15 protein-coding genes and 2 pseudogenes are annotated in these 17,342 nt (G+C 45.3%); 14 read left to right on the top strand and 3 right to left on the bottom strand.

The features are described from left to right. Window positions 1–110: 110 nt before the first annotated feature. Window positions 111–443, bottom strand: a pseudogene (locus NBH16_RS09705) (sigma factor); the annotation flags it as partial. A 207-nt stretch (window positions 444–650) separates the two neighbouring features. Here NBH16_RS09705 and NBH16_RS09710 point away from each other — a divergent pair. The 6 genes and pseudogenes from NBH16_RS09710 to NBH16_RS09735 all read left to right on the top strand — a co-directional run. Continuing rightward, a pseudogene (locus NBH16_RS09710) lies at window positions 651–1,043 on the top strand (PD-(D/E)XK nuclease domain-containing protein); the annotation flags it as partial. A 393-nt stretch (window positions 1,044–1,436) separates the two neighbouring features. Further along, entirely contained in the window at window positions 1,437–2,987 is a 1,551-nt protein-coding gene (gene porX / locus NBH16_RS09715; RefSeq protein ID WP_146375248.1) for a T9SS response regulator signal transducer PorX, read from the top strand. Window positions 2,988–3,044: 57 nt separating this feature from the next. Beyond that, on the top strand, window positions 3,045–3,380 hold the full coding sequence (locus NBH16_RS09720; RefSeq protein WP_009016777.1) for a nucleotidyltransferase family protein: 336 nt from the start codon (window positions 3,045–3,047) through the stop codon (window positions 3,378–3,380). Next, window positions 3,349–3,687 carry a HepT-like ribonuclease domain-containing protein gene (locus NBH16_RS09725; protein WP_250788432.1) on the top strand — a complete coding sequence of 113 codons (339 nt, stop codon included), beginning with the start codon at window positions 3,349–3,351 and terminating at the stop codon, window positions 3,685–3,687. The genes NBH16_RS09720 and NBH16_RS09725 overlap by 32 nt, the downstream gene beginning before the upstream one ends. Before the next feature lie 10 nt (window positions 3,688–3,697). Further along, window positions 3,698–4,117 (top strand): tRNA (adenosine(37)-N6)-threonylcarbamoyltransferase complex ATPase subunit type 1 TsaE, encoded by a 420-nt coding sequence (tsaE, locus tag NBH16_RS09730; protein WP_005867326.1) that lies wholly within the window; start codon window positions 3,698–3,700, stop codon window positions 4,115–4,117. A 4-nt stretch (window positions 4,118–4,121) separates the two neighbouring features. Then, window positions 4,122–4,334 carry an immunity 17 family protein gene (locus NBH16_RS09735; RefSeq protein ID WP_250788434.1) on the top strand — a complete coding sequence of 71 codons (213 nt, stop codon included), beginning with the start codon at window positions 4,122–4,124 and terminating at the stop codon, window positions 4,332–4,334. 103 nt (window positions 4,335–4,437) lie between these two features. Here NBH16_RS09735 and rnr read toward each other — a convergent pair whose 3' ends face one another. After that, window positions 4,438–6,624, bottom strand: coding sequence for a ribonuclease R (gene rnr, locus NBH16_RS09740; protein ID WP_250788436.1), 2,187 nt, complete (start codon window positions 6,622–6,624; stop codon window positions 4,438–4,440). A 138-nt stretch (window positions 6,625–6,762) separates the two neighbouring features. After that, window positions 6,763–7,671 carry an SMP-30/gluconolactonase/LRE family protein gene (locus tag NBH16_RS09745; RefSeq protein ID WP_005867329.1) on the bottom strand — a complete coding sequence of 303 codons (909 nt, stop codon included), beginning with the start codon at window positions 7,669–7,671 and terminating at the stop codon, window positions 6,763–6,765. 138 nt (window positions 7,672–7,809) lie between these two features. On the opposite strand from NBH16_RS09745, the gene NBH16_RS09750 reads away from it, so the two are divergent. From NBH16_RS09750 to NBH16_RS09785, 8 genes are all read left to right on the top strand, one after another. Beyond that, window positions 7,810–8,937, top strand: coding sequence for a hypothetical protein (locus tag NBH16_RS09750; protein ID WP_005859806.1), 1,128 nt, complete (start codon window positions 7,810–7,812; stop codon window positions 8,935–8,937). A gap of 5 nt (window positions 8,938–8,942) precedes the next feature. Then, a complete protein-coding gene (locus tag NBH16_RS09755; RefSeq protein ID WP_005867331.1) occupies window positions 8,943–10,808 on the top strand; it encodes a DNA topoisomerase IV subunit B in 1,866 nt (621 codons plus the stop codon). Next, complete coding sequence (gene coaD, locus NBH16_RS09760; protein WP_005859804.1) at window positions 10,795–11,268, top strand: pantetheine-phosphate adenylyltransferase; 474 nt, start codon at window positions 10,795–10,797, stop codon at window positions 11,266–11,268. The genes NBH16_RS09755 and coaD overlap by 14 nt, the downstream gene beginning before the upstream one ends. 23 nt (window positions 11,269–11,291) lie before the next feature. Then, on the top strand, window positions 11,292–12,881 hold the full coding sequence (locus tag NBH16_RS09765) for a S41 family peptidase (RefSeq protein WP_057326133.1): 1,590 nt from the start codon (window positions 11,292–11,294) through the stop codon (window positions 12,879–12,881). Between the two features lie 21 nt (window positions 12,882–12,902). Continuing rightward, on the top strand, window positions 12,903–13,430 hold the full coding sequence (locus NBH16_RS09770; protein ID WP_005859800.1) for a chromate transporter: 528 nt from the start codon (window positions 12,903–12,905) through the stop codon (window positions 13,428–13,430). A gap of 1 nt (window position 13,431) precedes the next feature. Beyond that, window positions 13,432–13,983, top strand: a complete 552-nt coding sequence (locus tag NBH16_RS09775; protein ID WP_005867334.1) for a chromate transporter — start codon at window positions 13,432–13,434, stop codon at window positions 13,981–13,983. 695 nt (window positions 13,984–14,678) lie between these two features. Beyond that, entirely contained in the window at window positions 14,679–15,995 is a 1,317-nt protein-coding gene (locus NBH16_RS09780) for a TolC family protein (RefSeq protein WP_005859798.1), read from the top strand. Window positions 15,996–16,112: 117 nt separating this feature from the next. After that, on the top strand, window positions 16,113–17,339 hold the full coding sequence (locus tag NBH16_RS09785) for an efflux RND transporter periplasmic adaptor subunit (RefSeq protein WP_005867336.1): 1,227 nt from the start codon (window positions 16,113–16,115) through the stop codon (window positions 17,337–17,339). Window positions 17,340–17,342 lie beyond the last annotated feature (3 nt).

The raw sequence follows: 17,342 nt of genomic DNA on the forward strand, positions 1-17,342 counted from the left end.
GAGTCTTTTAATGCTAAAATTAAGGCGTTTAGAGCTGCTTTAAGAGGAGTAACGGATATAAAATTCTTTCTTTTCAGACTTACAAAGCTGTATGCTTAATCCCCCAGGTTTATCGGGTGAGCCAATATTTCTTCTGGATCACATGCTTCAAGTGTCGATATACGAATATTGAGTTCACGATCATTAAGTTCCATGATGTTTTCAATGGCGGATTCGTGGATTACTTTATGTCGTAAATAATCTAAGGCTTTGTTTTTTAATATAGTTAGCAGAAGAGCTTCTGAGGTCTCTGCCTCTTGTGATAGGGATAATCTCCAATATTTCACGAGAGATTCTGCCACGATATCTTCTGCCGCCATATCGTCGTGTACATATGATTTTGTAAACAGAAATGACCGTCGGTAATTTCGTTCATAGATACTATTGAAATCATCTCCTTTCATTTTCAATGTAGATTGGATGACAAATGTAGAAATTTTTGGATAGAAAAACAGTATTGGGCTAAAAAAGATGTTAAGAACAGATTGAGCGGTGAAAAATGGATATCTTTGTGAAAAGCATTAAATCATTAGGTCTTATGGATATAGGAATGCGGAACTACGATCTTCGGACTTTAATTGATGGTGTGGAGGCGGAAGCCTCGTCTTTCTTATATCGGGAAGTTTGTTCGGGAATTGAGATCTGGAGATGTGGATGCCTTCCTCACTCGTTTAAAAGCCTTTTTCGCTGATTTCCCTTATGAGTTAAAGGCTAAAACGGAGCGTCATTATCAAGTAGTGTTTTATCTGGTGTTTAAATTGATGGGACAATTCTGTGATGCGAAGGTGCGCGGTGCGAAGGGACGTGCGGATGCGGTAGTAAAGACGAAAGATTATATTTATGTTTTTGAGTTCAAGCTGGACGGTTCCGTGAAAGATGCCTTGAGGCAGATTGACGAGAAAGGTTATCTGCTGCCTTATGAGGCTGATGGGCGTGAACTGGTGAAAATAGGTGTTTCCTTTAGTAAAGAGGATCGGAATCTGGGTTGTTGGGAGATTGTTTAGACCTGCGCTAAACCACTAGAATAAAGTTTCCCAAATGAATAACTTATCACTTCCTAACTCGTAAACTTGTGGCTTGACAAGCCGTAAGTCATTCACTTAACACTTCGATAATTAACAATAAGTCTTATTTGAAACTGCTTGTTTAATTCGTTGATAAATAGCTTTTTATAAACATGTGCATGCTTTACTCCAAACACGTACATGTTTTTGGAAATTCACGTACGTGTTTTGATGAAAAGTAAAAGTTTTTTGAGCCAGTCTCTCTGCCATTCCCAGAATGGTGAGATATTGGCTTCTTGATATGTTAAAAATCATCCTATATACGAAACATCTCTATAATCCGTTGTTATATGAAGGATTATCGATATTTTTGTAAATAAACTAGGTAAGCATATGGCAGCGAAGAAAGACAGAGTACTTTGGGCGGATGACGAGATTGATTTGTTGAAACCGCATATCTTGTTCTTGCAGGACAAGGGATATGAGGTGGTTCCGGTGGTGAGCGGGCAAGACGCCATTGACTGCTGTAGGGAACAATCGTTTGATATTATTTTTCTCGATGAGAATATGCCCGGCTTGACAGGGTTGGAGACGCTGTCGCATATCAAGGAGATCGCTCCGAATGTGCCGGTCGTGATGGTGACTAAAAGTGAGGAGGAAAGTATCATGAATCAGGCGATCGGAAATAAGATCGCGGATTATTTGATCAAACCGGTAAATCCAAACCAATTGCTTCTCTCTATCAAGAAGAATGTCCATAAGAACGTGATTATCTCCGAGACGACCACGGTGGGTTATCAGCAGGAATTCGGTCGTATCGGTATGCAAATCAATGATTCCTTGACCACAGACGACTGGATGGAGGTCTATAAGAAATTGGTGTACTGGGAACTGGAACTGGAAAGCAGCCAAGTGGCAATGACAGATATGCTCCGTATGCAGAAGGAAGAGGCCAATAACGCTTTTGCCAAATTCGTGAAGAAGAATTATGTGGACTGGATACAGAATCCGGTCGATCGCCCGTTGATGAGCCCCGACCTGTTTAAGAAGAAAGTCTTCCCAATGTTGGATAATGACGAGAAGGTTTTCTTTATATTGATCGATAATTTCCGGCTGGATCAATGGCGGGTGGTAAAAGAATTGCTTACTGAGTATTTTACGTTTGACGAGAGCTTGTATTATAGCATACTGCCAACCGCCACGCAATATGCCCGCAACTCCATATTTTCGGGCTTGATGCCTTCGCAAATAGAGCAGATGTTTCCGGATTTGTGGGTGGATGAGGAGAGCGAGGAAGGTAAGAATTTGAATGAGGCTCCATTGATTCAAACCCAGATCGATCGATTCCGTAAAAAATATACCTTCTCATATAATAAAGTACACGATTCTCAATATGGCGAGAAATTGTTGGGTACGATCCCTTCTCTTACTCGTAATCAATTGAATGTGATTGTGCTAAACTTCGTGGATATGCTTTCGCATGCTCGTACGGAGAGTAAGATGATCCGTGAGTTGGCGCAAAGCGAGGCGGCCTATCGCAGCTTGACTAAATCATGGTTCCAGCACTCTTCTACGCTTGAGTTGTTCAAACGAATCGCTGAGCGGGGAGCTAAGGTAATCGTTACGACCGATCATGGGACGATCCGGGTAACGAATCCGATCAAGGTGATAGGTGATAAGAATACGAATACCAATCTACGCTATAAAGTAGGCAAGAACTTGAACTACAATCCGAAAGAGGTATTCGAGATCCGGGATCCGGAAAAAGTAGGACTTCCTTCGCCGAACCTAAGCAGTAAATATATTTTTTCCTGTGGAGAGAATTTCTTCGCTTATCCGAATAATTATAACTATTACGTCTCTTATTACAAAAATACATTCCAGCACGGAGGAATCTCGATGGAGGAGATGTTGGTGCCGTTTATTACGATGGAACCGAAATAAATATCGTTTTTTTGTTCGTAGATGGTAGGTTTTGTTTAATTTTGCGAAAAAAGAAATATGTTTATCCATAATGAAATACGTAAGAATCTTTCCTTGTTCTCTGATATATGTAAGAATCATGGGATAAAATCGTTGTATGCGTTTGGATCTTCGGTAACAGACCAATTCAATCCACAGAGGAGTGATATTGACTTGTTGGTAGAAATGGAAGATATGGATCCTTTAGAAAAAGGAGAAAAATTACTTTCTTTATGGGATAAGTTAGAAGATTTCTTTCAAAGAAAAGTAGATCTACTGACTCAGAAAAGTTTAAAAAATCCATTTCTTTTAGAGAATATAGATAAAACAAAAATTCTATTGTATGACAATAAAAGAAAAGAAGTATTTGTCTGACATGATGAGGGCGATAAGCTTGATCGAATCGTTTACCGCAAATACTAGATCTTATATGGAGTATACAGTGGATCTAAAGACGCAAAGTGCGGTGGAAAGGCAATTGGCCATTATAGGTGAGGCTCTAAATCAATATGACAAACAACCGGAACGTATATCGCTAAACAATACACAGAAAATAGTTGGTTTTCGTAATCGGATTATACATGCTTATGACAGCTTGGATGACACATTGGTTTGGGCGATAGTCGTTAATCATCTGCCGGCCTTAAAAAGTGAAGTGAAAACATTATTGGAAAATTGTTAAGTTAGATAAGATGAGCACACTGAAAATAGAAAGTTTGGATAAGATCCATGAGGCGGCTAAGGAGTTTATCGCCGGGATGGATGATCGTACGGTCTTTGCCTTCTATGGTCCGATGGGGGCCGGTAAGACTACCTTTATCAAGGCGATCTGTGAGGAATTGGGTGTGGAGGACGTGATCAACAGTCCCACATTCGCTATTATCAATGAGTACCGTAGCGATACGACGGGAGAATTGATTTATCATTTTGATTTTTACCGGATCAATAAATTGAGTGAGGCCGAAGATATTGGAACGGAAGACTATTTCTATAGCGGAGCTTTATGTTTTATTGAATGGCCGGAGAAAATAGATGAGTTGTTACCCGGAGATGTGGTAAATGTCACGATCTCGGAGAATCCGGACGGTTCACGTACTGTAGAGGTTAAGTAAGTCTATGGATCCTTCCGAATACTTTATCTTATCCTTGTTTATCGCTTTGGGATTGTTCTCAATCGTAGCGGCGATCTGTAATTTTGATTGGTACTTTAAAACCAGCGGGGCGATGACTTTCGTGAACTGGTTAGGTCGTGGCGGCGCACGTATCTTCTATGCGTTGTTGGGAATCGGGCTGATCGCTTGTGGGGCGCTGGGACTTATGTATTGGTGATAAAAAGTAAATTATACTTACTTGTCCTAGTAAGTATAATCAAAATGCCTAAGTAAGTATAACTTCGTTGTCTGATGAAGTTATACTTACTTTGAAAAAGGCCCTATTCCGCTAATTGGAAATCGAGTTGCTTACGTTCCAGATTCGCTTGCGCTACTTTGATAGTGATAGGGTCTCCCAAACGATATTGACGTTTCTTGCGACGGCCCAATAAACAATAATTCTTCTCATCAAACTCGTAGTAATCATCATCCAGATCACGGATTGGTACAAGCCCCTCGCATTTATTCTCGTTCAGCTCTACGTAAAGTCCCCATTCGGTGACACCGGAGATAACGCCGTCGAATACCATGCCGAGCTTATCCTGCATGAATTCTACTTGCTTATATTTGATGGATGCACGCTCTGCGTTGGCGGCGACTTGCTCCATGCTGGAACAATGATCGCATAAATCCTCATACTTCTTTTGTATAACGCTACGGCCACCGGCTAGATAACGTTCCAGCAATCGGTGTACCATCATATCCGGATAACGGCGGATAGGAGAGGTGAAATGTGTATAGTATTCGAAAGCCAAGCCATAGTGGCCGATATTCTCCGTGGAGTAACGGGCCTTTTGCATGGCACGGATCGCTACTGTCTCGATCAAGTTCTCTTCCGGCTTTCCTTGTACATTGTCCAATAAGGAGTTGATTCCTTTGGAGACATCCGTCTTCGTGCCGTCTGTTTTCAACTTATAGCCGAAGCGACGGATAAAAGAGGCGAAATTCTCCATTTTATCTGGGTCCGGAAGCTCATGGATACGATAAACAAATGTCTTCTTAGTCTTTCCTTTAGGAGGACGGCCCACGAACTCGGCTACGGTACGGTTTGCCAATAGCATGAACTCCTCGATTAACTTGTTAGCGTCTTTTGAGATCTTGAAATAAACACGGACCGGTTTCCCTTGTTCGTCGATCTCGAATTTAACCTCATAACGGTCGAAGTTGATAGCGCCACTCTTGAAACGGCGTTCCCGCAATTTCTTGGCAAGGTCGTTCAAGGCTAGAATCTCCTCTTTATAATCTCCCTCGCCGGTTTCGATCACCTCTTGTGCCTCCTCGTAGGTAAAGCGGCGGTCGCTCTTGATGATCGTGCGGCAGATCCGGGAGTTTTGTACCACGGCATCGCTATTTAGTTCGAAGACAGCGGAGAAACATAATTTTTCCTCGTCGGGACGTAAAGAGCATATTTGGTTGCAAAGTCGCTCGGGAAGCATCGGTATTGTACGGTCTACCAGATAAACGGAAGTCGCACGGCTTTGCGCCTCTTTATCGATGACACCGTCCGTTTTCACATAATGTGTTACGTCGGCGATATGTACGCCAACCTCCCAGTTCCCGTTATCCAAACGGCGTGCGGAAAGGGCATCGTCGAAGTCTTTTGCGTCCTTCGGGTCGATCGTGAAGGTTGTTATCCCCCGGAAATCCTCCCGGTTCTCAATTTCCTCCGGAGAGATCGCTTCCGGGATCTTATCCGCCGCTTTTTCTACCGAGGAAGGATATTTGTAAGGCAATCCGAATTCGGCAAGGATCGCATGCATCTCGGCGGTATTCTGTCCGGCGATACCTAATATATCGATGACCTCACCCAGTGGATTCTTGGCTTCATCCGGCCATTCCACGATACGTACGATCGCTTTGTCGCCGTTCTTGCCCCCTTTCAGTTTATCCTTAGGGATGAAAATATCGTTAGCCAACGTCTTGTTTTCCGTAATCAAAAAGGCAAAGCCTTTAGCTACTTGAAGTTTACCTACGAAAGTACGCTCCTTGCTCTCAAGGATTTCCACGACCTCACCTTCCGGCTCGGCACCTTTACGTTTGGCGAAAAGCTGTACTTTCACTTTGTCTCCATCCATGGCATGCCCGGAATTACGTTCAGCGATAAATACCGGCGTACCTCCGTCTTCAGGGATGAAAGAATTCTTTCCATTGCTGCGGCGTGCGAAAGTTCCTACGGCCATGGTTCCCAATCCGTTGAGACGGTAACGGCCACGGTCGATCTCGGTGATGATATCCTCGGCGGACAAGTCATACAGGATGTCTACCACCTGCAATTTCTGCACTTGGTTCTCGACTCCGATGATCTTGCTGATTTGTTTATAGTTGAAAGGTTCCTTGGGAGAGGATTGGAAAACGGAAATGATGGCTTGGATCATCGCTTCTTTTTTCATACGTTTACCAACACCCTTTTCCTTTTTTCCTTTTTTCTCCTTATTGTTATCTTTTTTTGCTGGTCTATTCTTTGCCATTCTGTATAATTATTTGCATTTGTTTTTGTGGAGACGGGGCACGCCTCGTCTTTTGCACGCCATGTCTACAAAGGAAACAATTTAAATTGATATTTGGTTGACAATTGTGTTAATTAGATTTATTAAGCTCGCGGATTCTTAATGGAAACAATTCGCCGGCACCCCTTTCGCTCCGGGCTTGCAACAGAATACGCTACCGCTTAGTGGATATTCCTCAAGCTGTTCCTCACTCAATCCGGCACGGGCAGTCGTTATATAAAGCGTGTCGAGCTTATCCCCTCCAAAAGCGCATGACGCTACGTGGGGGGCCGGTACGACAATTTTTGTCAACAGGTCGCCGGTATAGGGATTGTAACAATAAACACCGCCACCTCCCCATTGAGCCACCCAAAGGTTGTCGTTGCAATCTATCGTCATTCCATCCGGGGAGCCGGTGCCCTCGGGTATATTTACGGCTACGCCATCGTACAATATGTCACCGGAGCTATCGTCATACCGGAAACGTATGATCTTACGGGTAGGTGTGTCGTTGTAATACATGTATTTCTTGTTGGCGGACCATACGATCCCATTGGAGATCGTGACTTTTGTCAACTTTGTTTCGACGGTTCCGTCTGCCCATACACAATAAAGGCTGGCAGCCCCTTTAGGCGCGCCAAATCCCATGGTGCCGATCCATAAGCGTCCGGACGGGTCGCATTTCCCATCGTTGCAACGAATCTTCCCGTTATTGTCCGGGATTGGGGCGATAGATGCCGTGTTCCCATCCGTTAGGTTTACACGTATGATCTCGTTTTGTAAAGCGACGACTACCGTACTGTCCGTTTCCGGTACGACGGTAGAGACCATGCGGTCGAACTGCCATGAACGGCAGTTTTGCAAGTCCGGTATATACTCATATAACGTCTTTCCTTCAATATCTACCCAGAAAAGTGTATTGCGATCGGGATGCCAAATCGATCCCTCCCCTGTAGTAGCTTCCGCCCGAAACGCCAGATCGGGGCTGATTATAATAGGATCGTTTATACAAGAGGTTCCTTCAAACATGATAAATGCCAATATTAATTTAATAACTATTTTTTTCATGGTATGCTATGAATCTGAGTTTACAAAGGTATAAATTTGTTTTATAATGCCATGATAAAAGATTATTTATGTAACTTTGCCGCTTAAATAAAATTACCGATGAGCGTAGAGATAAGAGAAGTTACCAGTAAGAAGGAGCTTAAGAAATTTGTCAAGTTCAATATCGAATTATACAAGGGTAATCCCTATCACGTACCGGGTTTAATAGAGGAAGAGATGATGACGCTGGATAAGAAGAAAAATCCGGCGTTCGAGGTGTGCGACGCTATTTACTTCCTTGCCTATAAGGACGGGAAGGTGGTAGGCCGTATCGCTGGTATGGTGAATCGCCCGAGTAACGAGGCTTGGGGACAGAAACGTGCCCGCTTTGGTTTCGTTGATTTTATTGATGATGACGAGGTGGTTGATGCCCTTTTCGGTGCTGTCGAGAAATGGGCCCGCGAACAAGGCATGGAGGAGATCCACGGTCCGATGGGCTTTACCGATATGGATCACGAGGGTATGTTGATCGAGGGTTTCGATCAGATCGGTACGATGGCTACAATTTATAATTATCCCTATTACCCCAAGCAAGTGGAGCGTATCGGATACGGAAAGGATCAAGATTGGCATGAATTTAAGATCTATATACCGGATGGCGTTCCCGAGAAGCATTTGCGTATCGGCGAGATCGTGAAGAAGAAATACGGATTGAAGGTGCTGAAGTTCAAGAACGCTAAGGAGATTATGCCTTACGCCCGTCCGGTATTCCATACATTGAACGCGGCTTTCGCTCCCTTGTATGGTTTCGCGCAATTGACCGAGAAGCAGATCGATTATTATATCAATATGTATATCCCTATGCTGCGTTATGATTTGGTAACGCTGATCGTAAGGGAAGAGGATAATGCGGTGGTTGGCTTTGGCATCTCCCTGCCCAACCTATCGAGAGCCTTACAAAAGGCTCGTGGGCATATGTTACCCTTCGGGTGGATTCATTTGCTGAAAGCGTTGAAGAGCAAACCGAAAGTAATCGACCTGTATTTGACAGGAGTCTTGCCGGAATATCAAAGTAAAGGCGTGAACGCTTTATTATTTAATGACTTGATTCCTGTCTATAAGCGTATCGGTGCCGTTTACGCCGAGAGTAACCCGGAGCTGGAGACGAATAGCGCCGTACAAGCGCAATGGGATTATTTTAAGCGAGAGCATCATAAATCAAGAAGAGCATATATTAAAAAGTTATAAGAGATATGGATGAGCTGAATTCAACGATACAACAACCTACGGAATATAACGATGATGACATCAAGACACTGGACTGGATGGAGCATATCCGCCGGCGTCCCGGTATGTATATCGGAAAACTGGGGGACGGTAGCTATGCCGATGATGGTATCTATGTGTTGTTGAAGGAGGTGCTGGATAACTCTATCGACGAGTACATGATGGGGTATGGCAAAAGTATCGAGGTGACTATCGAGGAAGGTACGGTAGCCGTACGGGATTATGGCCGTGGTGTCCCTCTGGGTAAAGTCGTGGATGTGTCTAGCAAGATGAATACCGGCGCTAAATACGATAGCAAGGCGTTTAAGAAATCCGTGGGTTTGAATGGTGTGGGTATCAAGGCTGTGAATGCCTTGAGTAGTTATTTCTTGATAACCAGCTACCGTGACGGAGAGTGTAAGCGGGTGGAATATAGTAAAGCGATCGTCACGGAGGAATCGGATATCCAACCGACCGGGGAGGCGAACGGTACGCAGGTGTTTTTTGTCCCGGATCGGGAGATCTTTAAGGATTATCATTATAAGGACGAGTTTATCGAGGGGCTATTAAAGAACTATGTCTTCTTGAACTCGGGACTTTCCATTATTTACAACGGCAAGCGTTTCTATTCCCGCAACGGTCTGGTGGATTTGTTGAACGAGAATATGACCACCGAGCCTCTTTACCCGATCATCCACCTGAAAGGGGAGGATATAGAGGTGGTTATCACGCATAGCAACCAATATGGAGAGGAATATTATTCGTTCGTGAACGGCCAGCATACCACCCAAGGCGGTACGCACCTTTCCGCTTTCAAGGAGTCTGTAGGTCGTGTCATCAAGGAATATTACAATAAGAATTTCGAGTATTCGGATATTCGTGCGGGTATCGTGGCCGCTATCAGCATAAAAGTGGAGGAGCCTGTATTCGAGAGCCAGACAAAGACCAAGCTCGGCTCGAAAGATATAGGACCGGACGGCCCTACGGTAGCGAAGTTTATCGGTGATTTCATCAAGAATGACCTGGATAACTATTTGCATAAGAATATGGAGACTTCGGAGCTTTTGCTGAAGAAGATCTTGGAGTCCGAGAAAGAGCGCAAGGCGATCGCCGGTGTTACGAAGCTGGCCCGCGAGCGTGCGAAGAAAGCGAATTTACATAATAAGAAACTAAGGGATTGCCGGATTCACCTGACCGATTCGAAAGGGGATTTGCTAGAGGAAAGCAGTATCTTTATCACGGAGGGTGACTCGGCTAGCGGTTCTATCACGAAGAGCCGTAACCCGAATTACCAAGCTGTATTTAGTTTGAGGGGTAAGCCTTTGAATAGTTATGGCTTGACAAAGAAGATCGTTTACGAGAACGAGGAGTTTAACTTGCTTCAAGCGGCCTTGAATATTGAGGATGGCTTGGAAGGTTTGCGGTATAATAAGGTGATTATCGCGACAGATGCCGACGTGGACGGGATGCATATCCGTTTATTGTTGATTACCTTCTTCTTGCAATTCTTCCCCGATTTGATTAAGCGTAATCATGTTTATATCTTGCAAACCCCATTATTCCGAGTACGTAACCGGCAGAAGACGTGGTATTGTTATTCAGAGGAGGAACGCTTGGCTGCCATAGCCGCTGCCGGGAAGAATCCGGAGATCACCCGATTCAAAGGTCTGGGAGAGATCTCTCCCGATGAGTTCAAGCATTTTATCGGCAAGGATATACGCCTTGATCCGGTGACAATGAAGAAAGAGGACCTCGTGAAAGATATGCTCGAGTTCTATATGGGGAAGAATACCATGGAGCGACAGAACTTTATTATCGATAACTTAGTGGTTGAAGAAGATGTCATCAATTGAAAATAAACGTATTGCGCTTTTTCCCGGTACCTTCGATCCTTTTACGATCGGGCATCAATCCTTGGTAAGGCGTGGGTTGGAACTGGTGGACGAGATCGTGATCTCGATCGGTATCAACGATAAGAAGCTTACCTATTTCTCCTTGGAGAAGCGGATGGAAGCGATCTGGAATCTATACAAGGATAATCCAAGGGTGAAAGTCATGTCATATAATCAATTGACGGTGGATTTCGCTAAAGAGGTCGGAGCCGGCTTTATCTTAAGAGGAATCCGTACGGTCAATGATTTCGAATATGAGAAGACGATCGCGGACGTGAATCGTAAGTTGACGGGTATCGAGACTTTTATCTTGTTTACGGAACCGGAGCATACGCATATTAGCTCAAGTATTGTCCGTGAGTTGTTACGCTACGGCAAAGACATTTCCCAATTCGTCCCTAAAGAGACGAGATTGTATTGAAAATTATGAAACGAATATATCTGATGAAAAGAATCGTCTTATCCCTGCTGATCGTTCTAGGTGTGTTTACCGGAGCGACAGCGCAAAAAGCGAATATGGATGCCCGGAAGCTCCAATTGGCTTTATTCGCTATATCTAATCTATATGTCGACTCTACTAGCGAGACGAAGTTGGTGGAAGACGCTATAGTCGGCATGTTGGATAAGCTAGACCCTCATTCCAATTATATGGACCCGGAGGAGACGAAAGAGATGACCGAGCCTTTACAAGGCAATTTCGATGGTATCGGCATACAGTTCAATATGTTGACGGATACGCTTTACGTGATTCAGGTAATCCCCGGAGGTCCCTCTGAGAAGGTGGGGTTGATGGCGGGCGACCGTATTATCCAAGTAGACGATACCTTGATCGCCGGCGTGAAGATGAAGACTACCGATATCATGAAGAAACTACGCGGACCGAAAGGTACCGAGGTGCGTGTGAAAGTAAAGCGAGGCAAGTCGCCGGAATTGATGGATTTCAAGATCGTTCGCGGTAAGATTCCCGTGTATAGTCTGGATGCCGCTTATATGGCGGATAAGAATACCGGTTATATTAAGTTGAACCGTTTCGCCGCTTCTTCCGCCGATGAATTCAGGGAGGCGTTGGAGAAGCTCCGGAAACAGGGCATGAAGAACTTGATTCTGGATTTGCAGGGAAATGGCGGGGGATATTTGAATATCGCCATAGAGTTAGCGGATGAGTTCTTGGATAAAAACCGGTTGATCGTTTATACGAAAGGGAGTAAGCAACCTCGTGAGGAGGCGAACTCTACCGCTCGTGGACAATTCCAAGAGGGACGTTTGGTCGTTCTGGTGGACGAGTCCTCGGCTTCGGCCAGCGAGATCGTCTCCGGCGCTATTCAAGATTGGGACCGTGGAGTGATCGTAGGTCGCCGTACCTTTGGCAAAGGTTTGGTACAGAAACCGATTCCCCTGCCGGATGGTTCCATGATTCGTTTGACGGTTTCCCGTTACTATACACCCACCGGACGTTGTATACAAAAGCCTTACGAGAACGGGAAGATGGAGGAGTACCACCATGATCTGATCGACCGTTATAACCGGGGGGAGTTGATGAGTGCCGATAGCATTCATTTCCCGGATTCAATGAGGTATAACACCTTGGTTTCCGAGCGTACCGTATATGGAGGTGGAGGTATTATGCCGGACGTGTTCATCCCGGTAGATACGACTCGCTATACGGATTATCACCGGAAACTGGTAGCTTCCGGTTTAGTCAATCGGGTGTCCATGAATTATCTGGATCGTAATCGGAACCAGATGATGGCTAAATATCCGAAGTTCCAGCAGTATAAGCAAGATTTCGTGGTCGGAGAGGATATCATGGAGGAGCTTCTGAAGATGGCCGGCGATGAGAAGATTGAGTTTGAGGAAGAGCAATATAATTGTTCGAAGCCGTTGATCATGCTTCAGATCAAGGCGCTTATCGCACGGGATCTCTATGATATGGCGCAGTACTTCCAGATTATCAATGATGATAATCCGAGTTACCAGAAAGCGCTTCAGATTATTAATAATAAAGAAACTTACAATAGGCTTTTAGGACGTTAGCCAACGTAAACAGATAAGGGTATGTATTGGACGCTTTTTCTGACATTCGTGAAAATCGGTATGTTTACCATCGGAGGTGGATACGCCATGTTGCCGCTTATCCAGCGGGATGTGGTGGACCGGGGATGGATGACGAAAGAGGACTTTATCGACGTTTTCTCCGTGGCCCAATCGTTGCCGGGTATTTTCGCCGTGAATATAGCGATCTTCGTGGGTTATAAACTGAAGAAGACATGGGGCGGTTTTGTTTGTGCCTTGGGTACGATTCTCCCTTCTTTTGTAATCATGCTCTTGATCGCGTTATTCTTTACGCAGGTAAAGGATAATGTATGGGTGGAGAAGGCGTTTATGGGATTGCGTCCGGCGGTGGTCGCCTTGATCGCCGTGCCTTGTCTGACAACCGCACGCTCTATCAAGTTGAGTTACGTGCAAATGATCATACCTGTCGGGGCGGCATTGCTGATCTGGATGGGTGGGGTGTCTCCCGCTTGGATTATCTTGGCGGCTATAGCCGGAGGTTTGGTGTATGGTTTAAATAAGAAGGGCTGATATGATTTGGTTGCAATTATTATATGTATATCTGAAGATCGGTATATTGGGCTTTGGTGGCGGGTATGCGATGTTATCCTTGATACAAGCCGACGTGGTGGACCGCTATGGTTGGATTTCCTTGCAGGAGTTTACCGATATTGTCGCTATCTCTCAAATGACACCCGGGCCGATCGGTATCAATAGCGCCACCTATATAGGGTATACGGCGGTGCATAATGCGGGGTATTCGGAGACGATGAGTATCCTAGGGTCTTGCCTGACGACATTCGCGGTATGTCTGCCCTCTTTCATATTGGTTCTCTTGATCTCTTATTTCTTCGCTAAGTTCCGGAATAATAAATATGTAGAGGCGGCTTTCCTTGGATTGCGCCCGGCTACGGTCGGTTTGATCGCCGCCGCTGCCTTGCTATTAATGAATAAAGAGAACTTCATCGACTACAAGAGCTTCTTGATCTTTGGTGCCGCCTTTATCTTGACTTGGAAATTCAAGATACATCCTATCTTGATGATTATTTTGGCAGGTATCGCCGGGGTTATTTTGTATTATTGAGGATCAAATCGGCTCAATTTGAGCTGATTCTTTAAGAAGAATGACTACTTTTGAGCCGATAAAAGATAGGTGGAATGGCGTTTATCCTTACTTCTTGCTCGATATAACGCAAATCCGCTGACACACCTTTTGTGCGGAGGTAGCGAGATCGTGGGAAAGAAGTGGTGATAAGCGTGCTTTTTCGTTAAAAAGAGGCCGATTTGGGACATAATAGGTGACGAGACAGCTTGCGAGAGGACGCATTCCTTGATGCGTATACTTGCGTTAGACGTTGTGAGTGGCTGTGCATTGGGTTGTGAGTACCCGTGAATGGGCATTCGTAGCCTGTTACAACCTTATCGTAACACTGTTTCACCCTTTTTCTTGTCTAAATAGATGAATTAGGATGAATTCATTTCACTGGAATAAAAGACTGTTTTTGGGTATTCGTCTATTAGCGAGATGATTGCCGTTTTTTTCTTTCGTATTTGGGAGTGAGCCGTACCTTTGCCCGGAATAATCGATTCTCCGGGACTTCGGTTATCATTTTGTCAAATTGTCAAATCGATGGCCTTATAAATATATATCCGCACGCTTTCCTGTCGATGCAATTGCCCGTTTAATCGGTGAAAACAGCCCCTTTTTCTAGTCTGGTTGCCCATGTTTTTAAGGTAATATAGTTTTGCTTTCGTAAAAAGATAGAAAACGAAGGCAATATGAAACAATACGCTTTATTATTCGCATGTCTGTTCTTCCTCTGTGTGGGGAGTAAGGCACAAGAGCAACCTACCCGATGGACGTTGCGTGCTTGCTTGGATTACGCTTTGGAGCATAATATCCAAGTAAAGAAAAGCAAGGTGTCGCATCTTTCCGGTATAGAGGATACGAAGCAGGCGAAAGCACAGCTTTTCCCTTCCCTTTCGGCTTCGGTTACCCAAGGATTCGTGAATTATCCTTCGAGCGACGCCGCTACGAATAATAGCTATAGCGGTAATTATGCGCTGAACGCTAAATGGACGCTTTTTGATGGAGGGCAACGTGTACAGGCGATCAAGCAACAGGAAATACAAAATACCGTCGATGAGCTGGGTATCGAGCAAAACGAGGATGATATCCAAATCTCCTTGATACAGACCTATATGCAGGTACTATATGCGATGGAGTCCGTTCGTATCAACCAAAATACGGTCGAGGTATCTACGGCGCAACGGGATCGTGCGGTGGAGTTGCTACGTGCCGGTTCGATCTCGAAAGTGGATTTGGCTCAGTTGGAAAGCCAGTTAAGCACCGATAAATATCAATTGGTCGTAGCCCAGACGAATCTAGACAATTATAAGTTGCAATTGAAGCAATTACTAGAACTGGATATAACCGAAGAGATCGAATTGGTGATGCCGGAGCTTACGGAGAAAGATATCTTAACCCCGCTTCCGAGCAAGCAAACGATTTACAATACCTCTCTGGCCGTGATGCCGCAAATAAAGAGCAGTGAGCTGGCCGTGGACATCGCCGAGCTGGAGAAGAAAAAGGCGAAAGGTGCTTTCCTTCCTTCGCTCTCCATGAACGCCGGGCTGGGTACCGGCCATCTTTCCGGAACGGATTACGCTTTCGGTAGCCAGGTCTGGAATAGTTTCAACGAGAGTGTCGGATTGACGATCAGCATCCCTATCTTCAGTAACCGTCAGTATAAGACGGCCTATAACAAGGCGAAATACGCGATTACCACCAGCCAGTTGGAGTTGCTGAATACCCAAAAACAATTGCTGCAAACCGTGGAGGGGATCTATCTGGACGCTACCTCGTCGCAGACCCAATATACCTCGGCTACCGAACGCTTGAGTTACGTGAAAGAAAGCTATAACTTGATCGATGAGCAATTCAGCCTCGGTATGAAAAATACGCTTGAGCTATTGACGGAGAAGAACAATTATCTGACCGCCCAGCAAGAGCAGCTACAAGCGAAATACATGGCCTTGATGAGCGTTCAATTGCTGAATGTTTATCAGAAGAAGCCGGTTGCGGAGAATTATTAACCCACTAATGGATATATTTACTCCACTCTCTTTTTTCAAGGTTACCCTGCGACGGAGGTCGTGGGGGGCCTTTTGAACAAGAATACAACGTAAAACAGAAATAAAAAGAATCAGAATATGGACAAGAAGAAACTAATCATGGGCGGTGTTGCCGTTATCCTCATTGCGGGGGGCGTGTTCCTTTTCACGGGCAAATCCTCGAAAGGCGGGATCAAGCTGGAGACCGCTAAAGTAGGGCGCAGCACGATCACGAATACGGTTACGGCCACCGGTACGGTAGAGCCCGTTACCGAGGTTGAGGTAGGTACGCAGGTCTCCGGTATCATCGATAAGTTGTACGCTGATTATAACGACGTGGTGAAAGCCGGCCAACTGATCGCCGAGATGGATAAGATCAACCTCCAAGCCGAGCTTCGTTCCGCCGAGGCGCAATTGGCGAGCAGCAAGACGGAGTTCGAGTATCAACAGAAGAACTACGCACGTAGCAAGGTGCTTCACGAGAAACAATTGATTAGCGATACGGATTATGAGACGGCTACCTATAATTACGAGAAGGCGAAGGCCGCTTACGACCAGAGTCAGGCCTCCATGGTAAAGGTAAACCGTAATCTCGAATATGCCACGATCACGAGCCCTATAGACGGAGTGGTTATCAATCGGGCTGTTGAGGAAGGACAGACCGTTGCCGCCGGCTTCGAGACCCCGACGCTGTTTACCATTGCCGCCGACTTGACGAAGATGCAGGTAATAGCGGATGTGGATGAGGCGGATATAGGTAATGTGGAGGAAGGCCAACGGGTTAGTTTTACGGTGGATGCCTATCCGAACGATCAATTCGAGGGCGTGGTTCGTCAGATTCGTTTAGGGGACAGCGAAAGCACTTCCAGCGCTTCTTCCAGTACTTCTTCTTCCACGGTTGTTACGTATGAGGTAGTAATTACGGCGGATAATCCGGACTTGAAACTGAAACCTCGCTTGACGGCAAATGTCACAATTTATACGTTGGAACGTGCGAATATCTTGACCTTGCCGAACAAGGCGCTTCGTTTTATCCCCGAGCCCGCCATCATGGAATCGTTGGGTATGACCGTGACGGATCCGAATGCGGAGGTACAACCCGGAAAACGCTTGGTTTGGTCCCGCCAAGGAAATACCTTGAGCCCGAGGCAGATTACGGTCGGAACCAGCAACAACAGCGTGACCGAAGTAACCGAGGGCTTGAGCGAGGGCGATGAGGTAGCCGTAGATTTAGCGAGCGCCGCCAACATGCCGGAAGTAGGTGCAGGAGCGGAGCGTAGCCCCTTCATGCCGGGCCCTCCGGGAAGCAACAAAAATAAGAGATAGTTT

This window comes from Parabacteroides sp. Y3-G-102 (genome assembly GCF_023656845.1).
Taxonomy (GTDB): domain Bacteria; phylum Bacteroidota; class Bacteroidia; order Bacteroidales; family Tannerellaceae; genus Parabacteroides; species Parabacteroides distasonis.

Excerpts from the sequence above, each read along its gene's own strand:
- NBH16_RS09765 (WP_057326133.1), top strand. The coding sequence starts at position 11,292 with ATGAAAAGAATCGTCTTATCCCTGCTGATCGTTCTAGGTGTGTTTACC.
- tsaE (WP_005867326.1), top strand. The coding sequence starts at position 3,698 with ATGAGCACACTGAAAATAGAAAGTTTGGATAAGATCCATGAGGCGGCT.
- NBH16_RS09755 (WP_005867331.1), top strand. The coding sequence starts at position 8,943 with ATGGATGAGCTGAATTCAACGATACAACAACCTACGGAATATAACGAT.
- NBH16_RS09780 (WP_005859798.1), top strand. The coding sequence starts at position 14,679 with ATGAAACAATACGCTTTATTATTCGCATGTCTGTTCTTCCTCTGTGTG.
- NBH16_RS09775 (WP_005867334.1), top strand. The coding sequence starts at position 13,432 with ATGATTTGGTTGCAATTATTATATGTATATCTGAAGATCGGTATATTG.
- porX (WP_146375248.1), top strand. The coding sequence starts at position 1,437 with ATGGCAGCGAAGAAAGACAGAGTACTTTGGGCGGATGACGAGATTGAT.
- NBH16_RS09785 (WP_005867336.1), top strand. The coding sequence starts at position 16,113 with ATGGACAAGAAGAAACTAATCATGGGCGGTGTTGCCGTTATCCTCATT.
- NBH16_RS09720 (WP_009016777.1), top strand. The coding sequence starts at position 3,045 with ATGTTTATCCATAATGAAATACGTAAGAATCTTTCCTTGTTCTCTGAT.
- NBH16_RS09750 (WP_005859806.1), top strand. The coding sequence starts at position 7,810 with ATGAGCGTAGAGATAAGAGAAGTTACCAGTAAGAAGGAGCTTAAGAAA.
- NBH16_RS09735 (WP_250788434.1), top strand. The coding sequence starts at position 4,122 with ATGGATCCTTCCGAATACTTTATCTTATCCTTGTTTATCGCTTTGGGA.
- NBH16_RS09725 (WP_250788432.1), top strand. The coding sequence starts at position 3,349 with ATGACAATAAAAGAAAAGAAGTATTTGTCTGACATGATGAGGGCGATA.
- rnr (WP_250788436.1), bottom strand. The coding sequence starts at position 6,624 with ATGGCAAAGAATAGACCAGCAAAAAAAGATAACAATAAGGAGAAAAAA.
- NBH16_RS09770 (WP_005859800.1), top strand. The coding sequence starts at position 12,903 with ATGTATTGGACGCTTTTTCTGACATTCGTGAAAATCGGTATGTTTACC.
- NBH16_RS09745 (WP_005867329.1), bottom strand. The coding sequence starts at position 7,671 with ATGTTTGAAGGAACCTCTTGTATAAACGATCCTATTATAATCAGCCCC.
- coaD (WP_005859804.1), top strand. The coding sequence starts at position 10,795 with ATGTCATCAATTGAAAATAAACGTATTGCGCTTTTTCCCGGTACCTTC.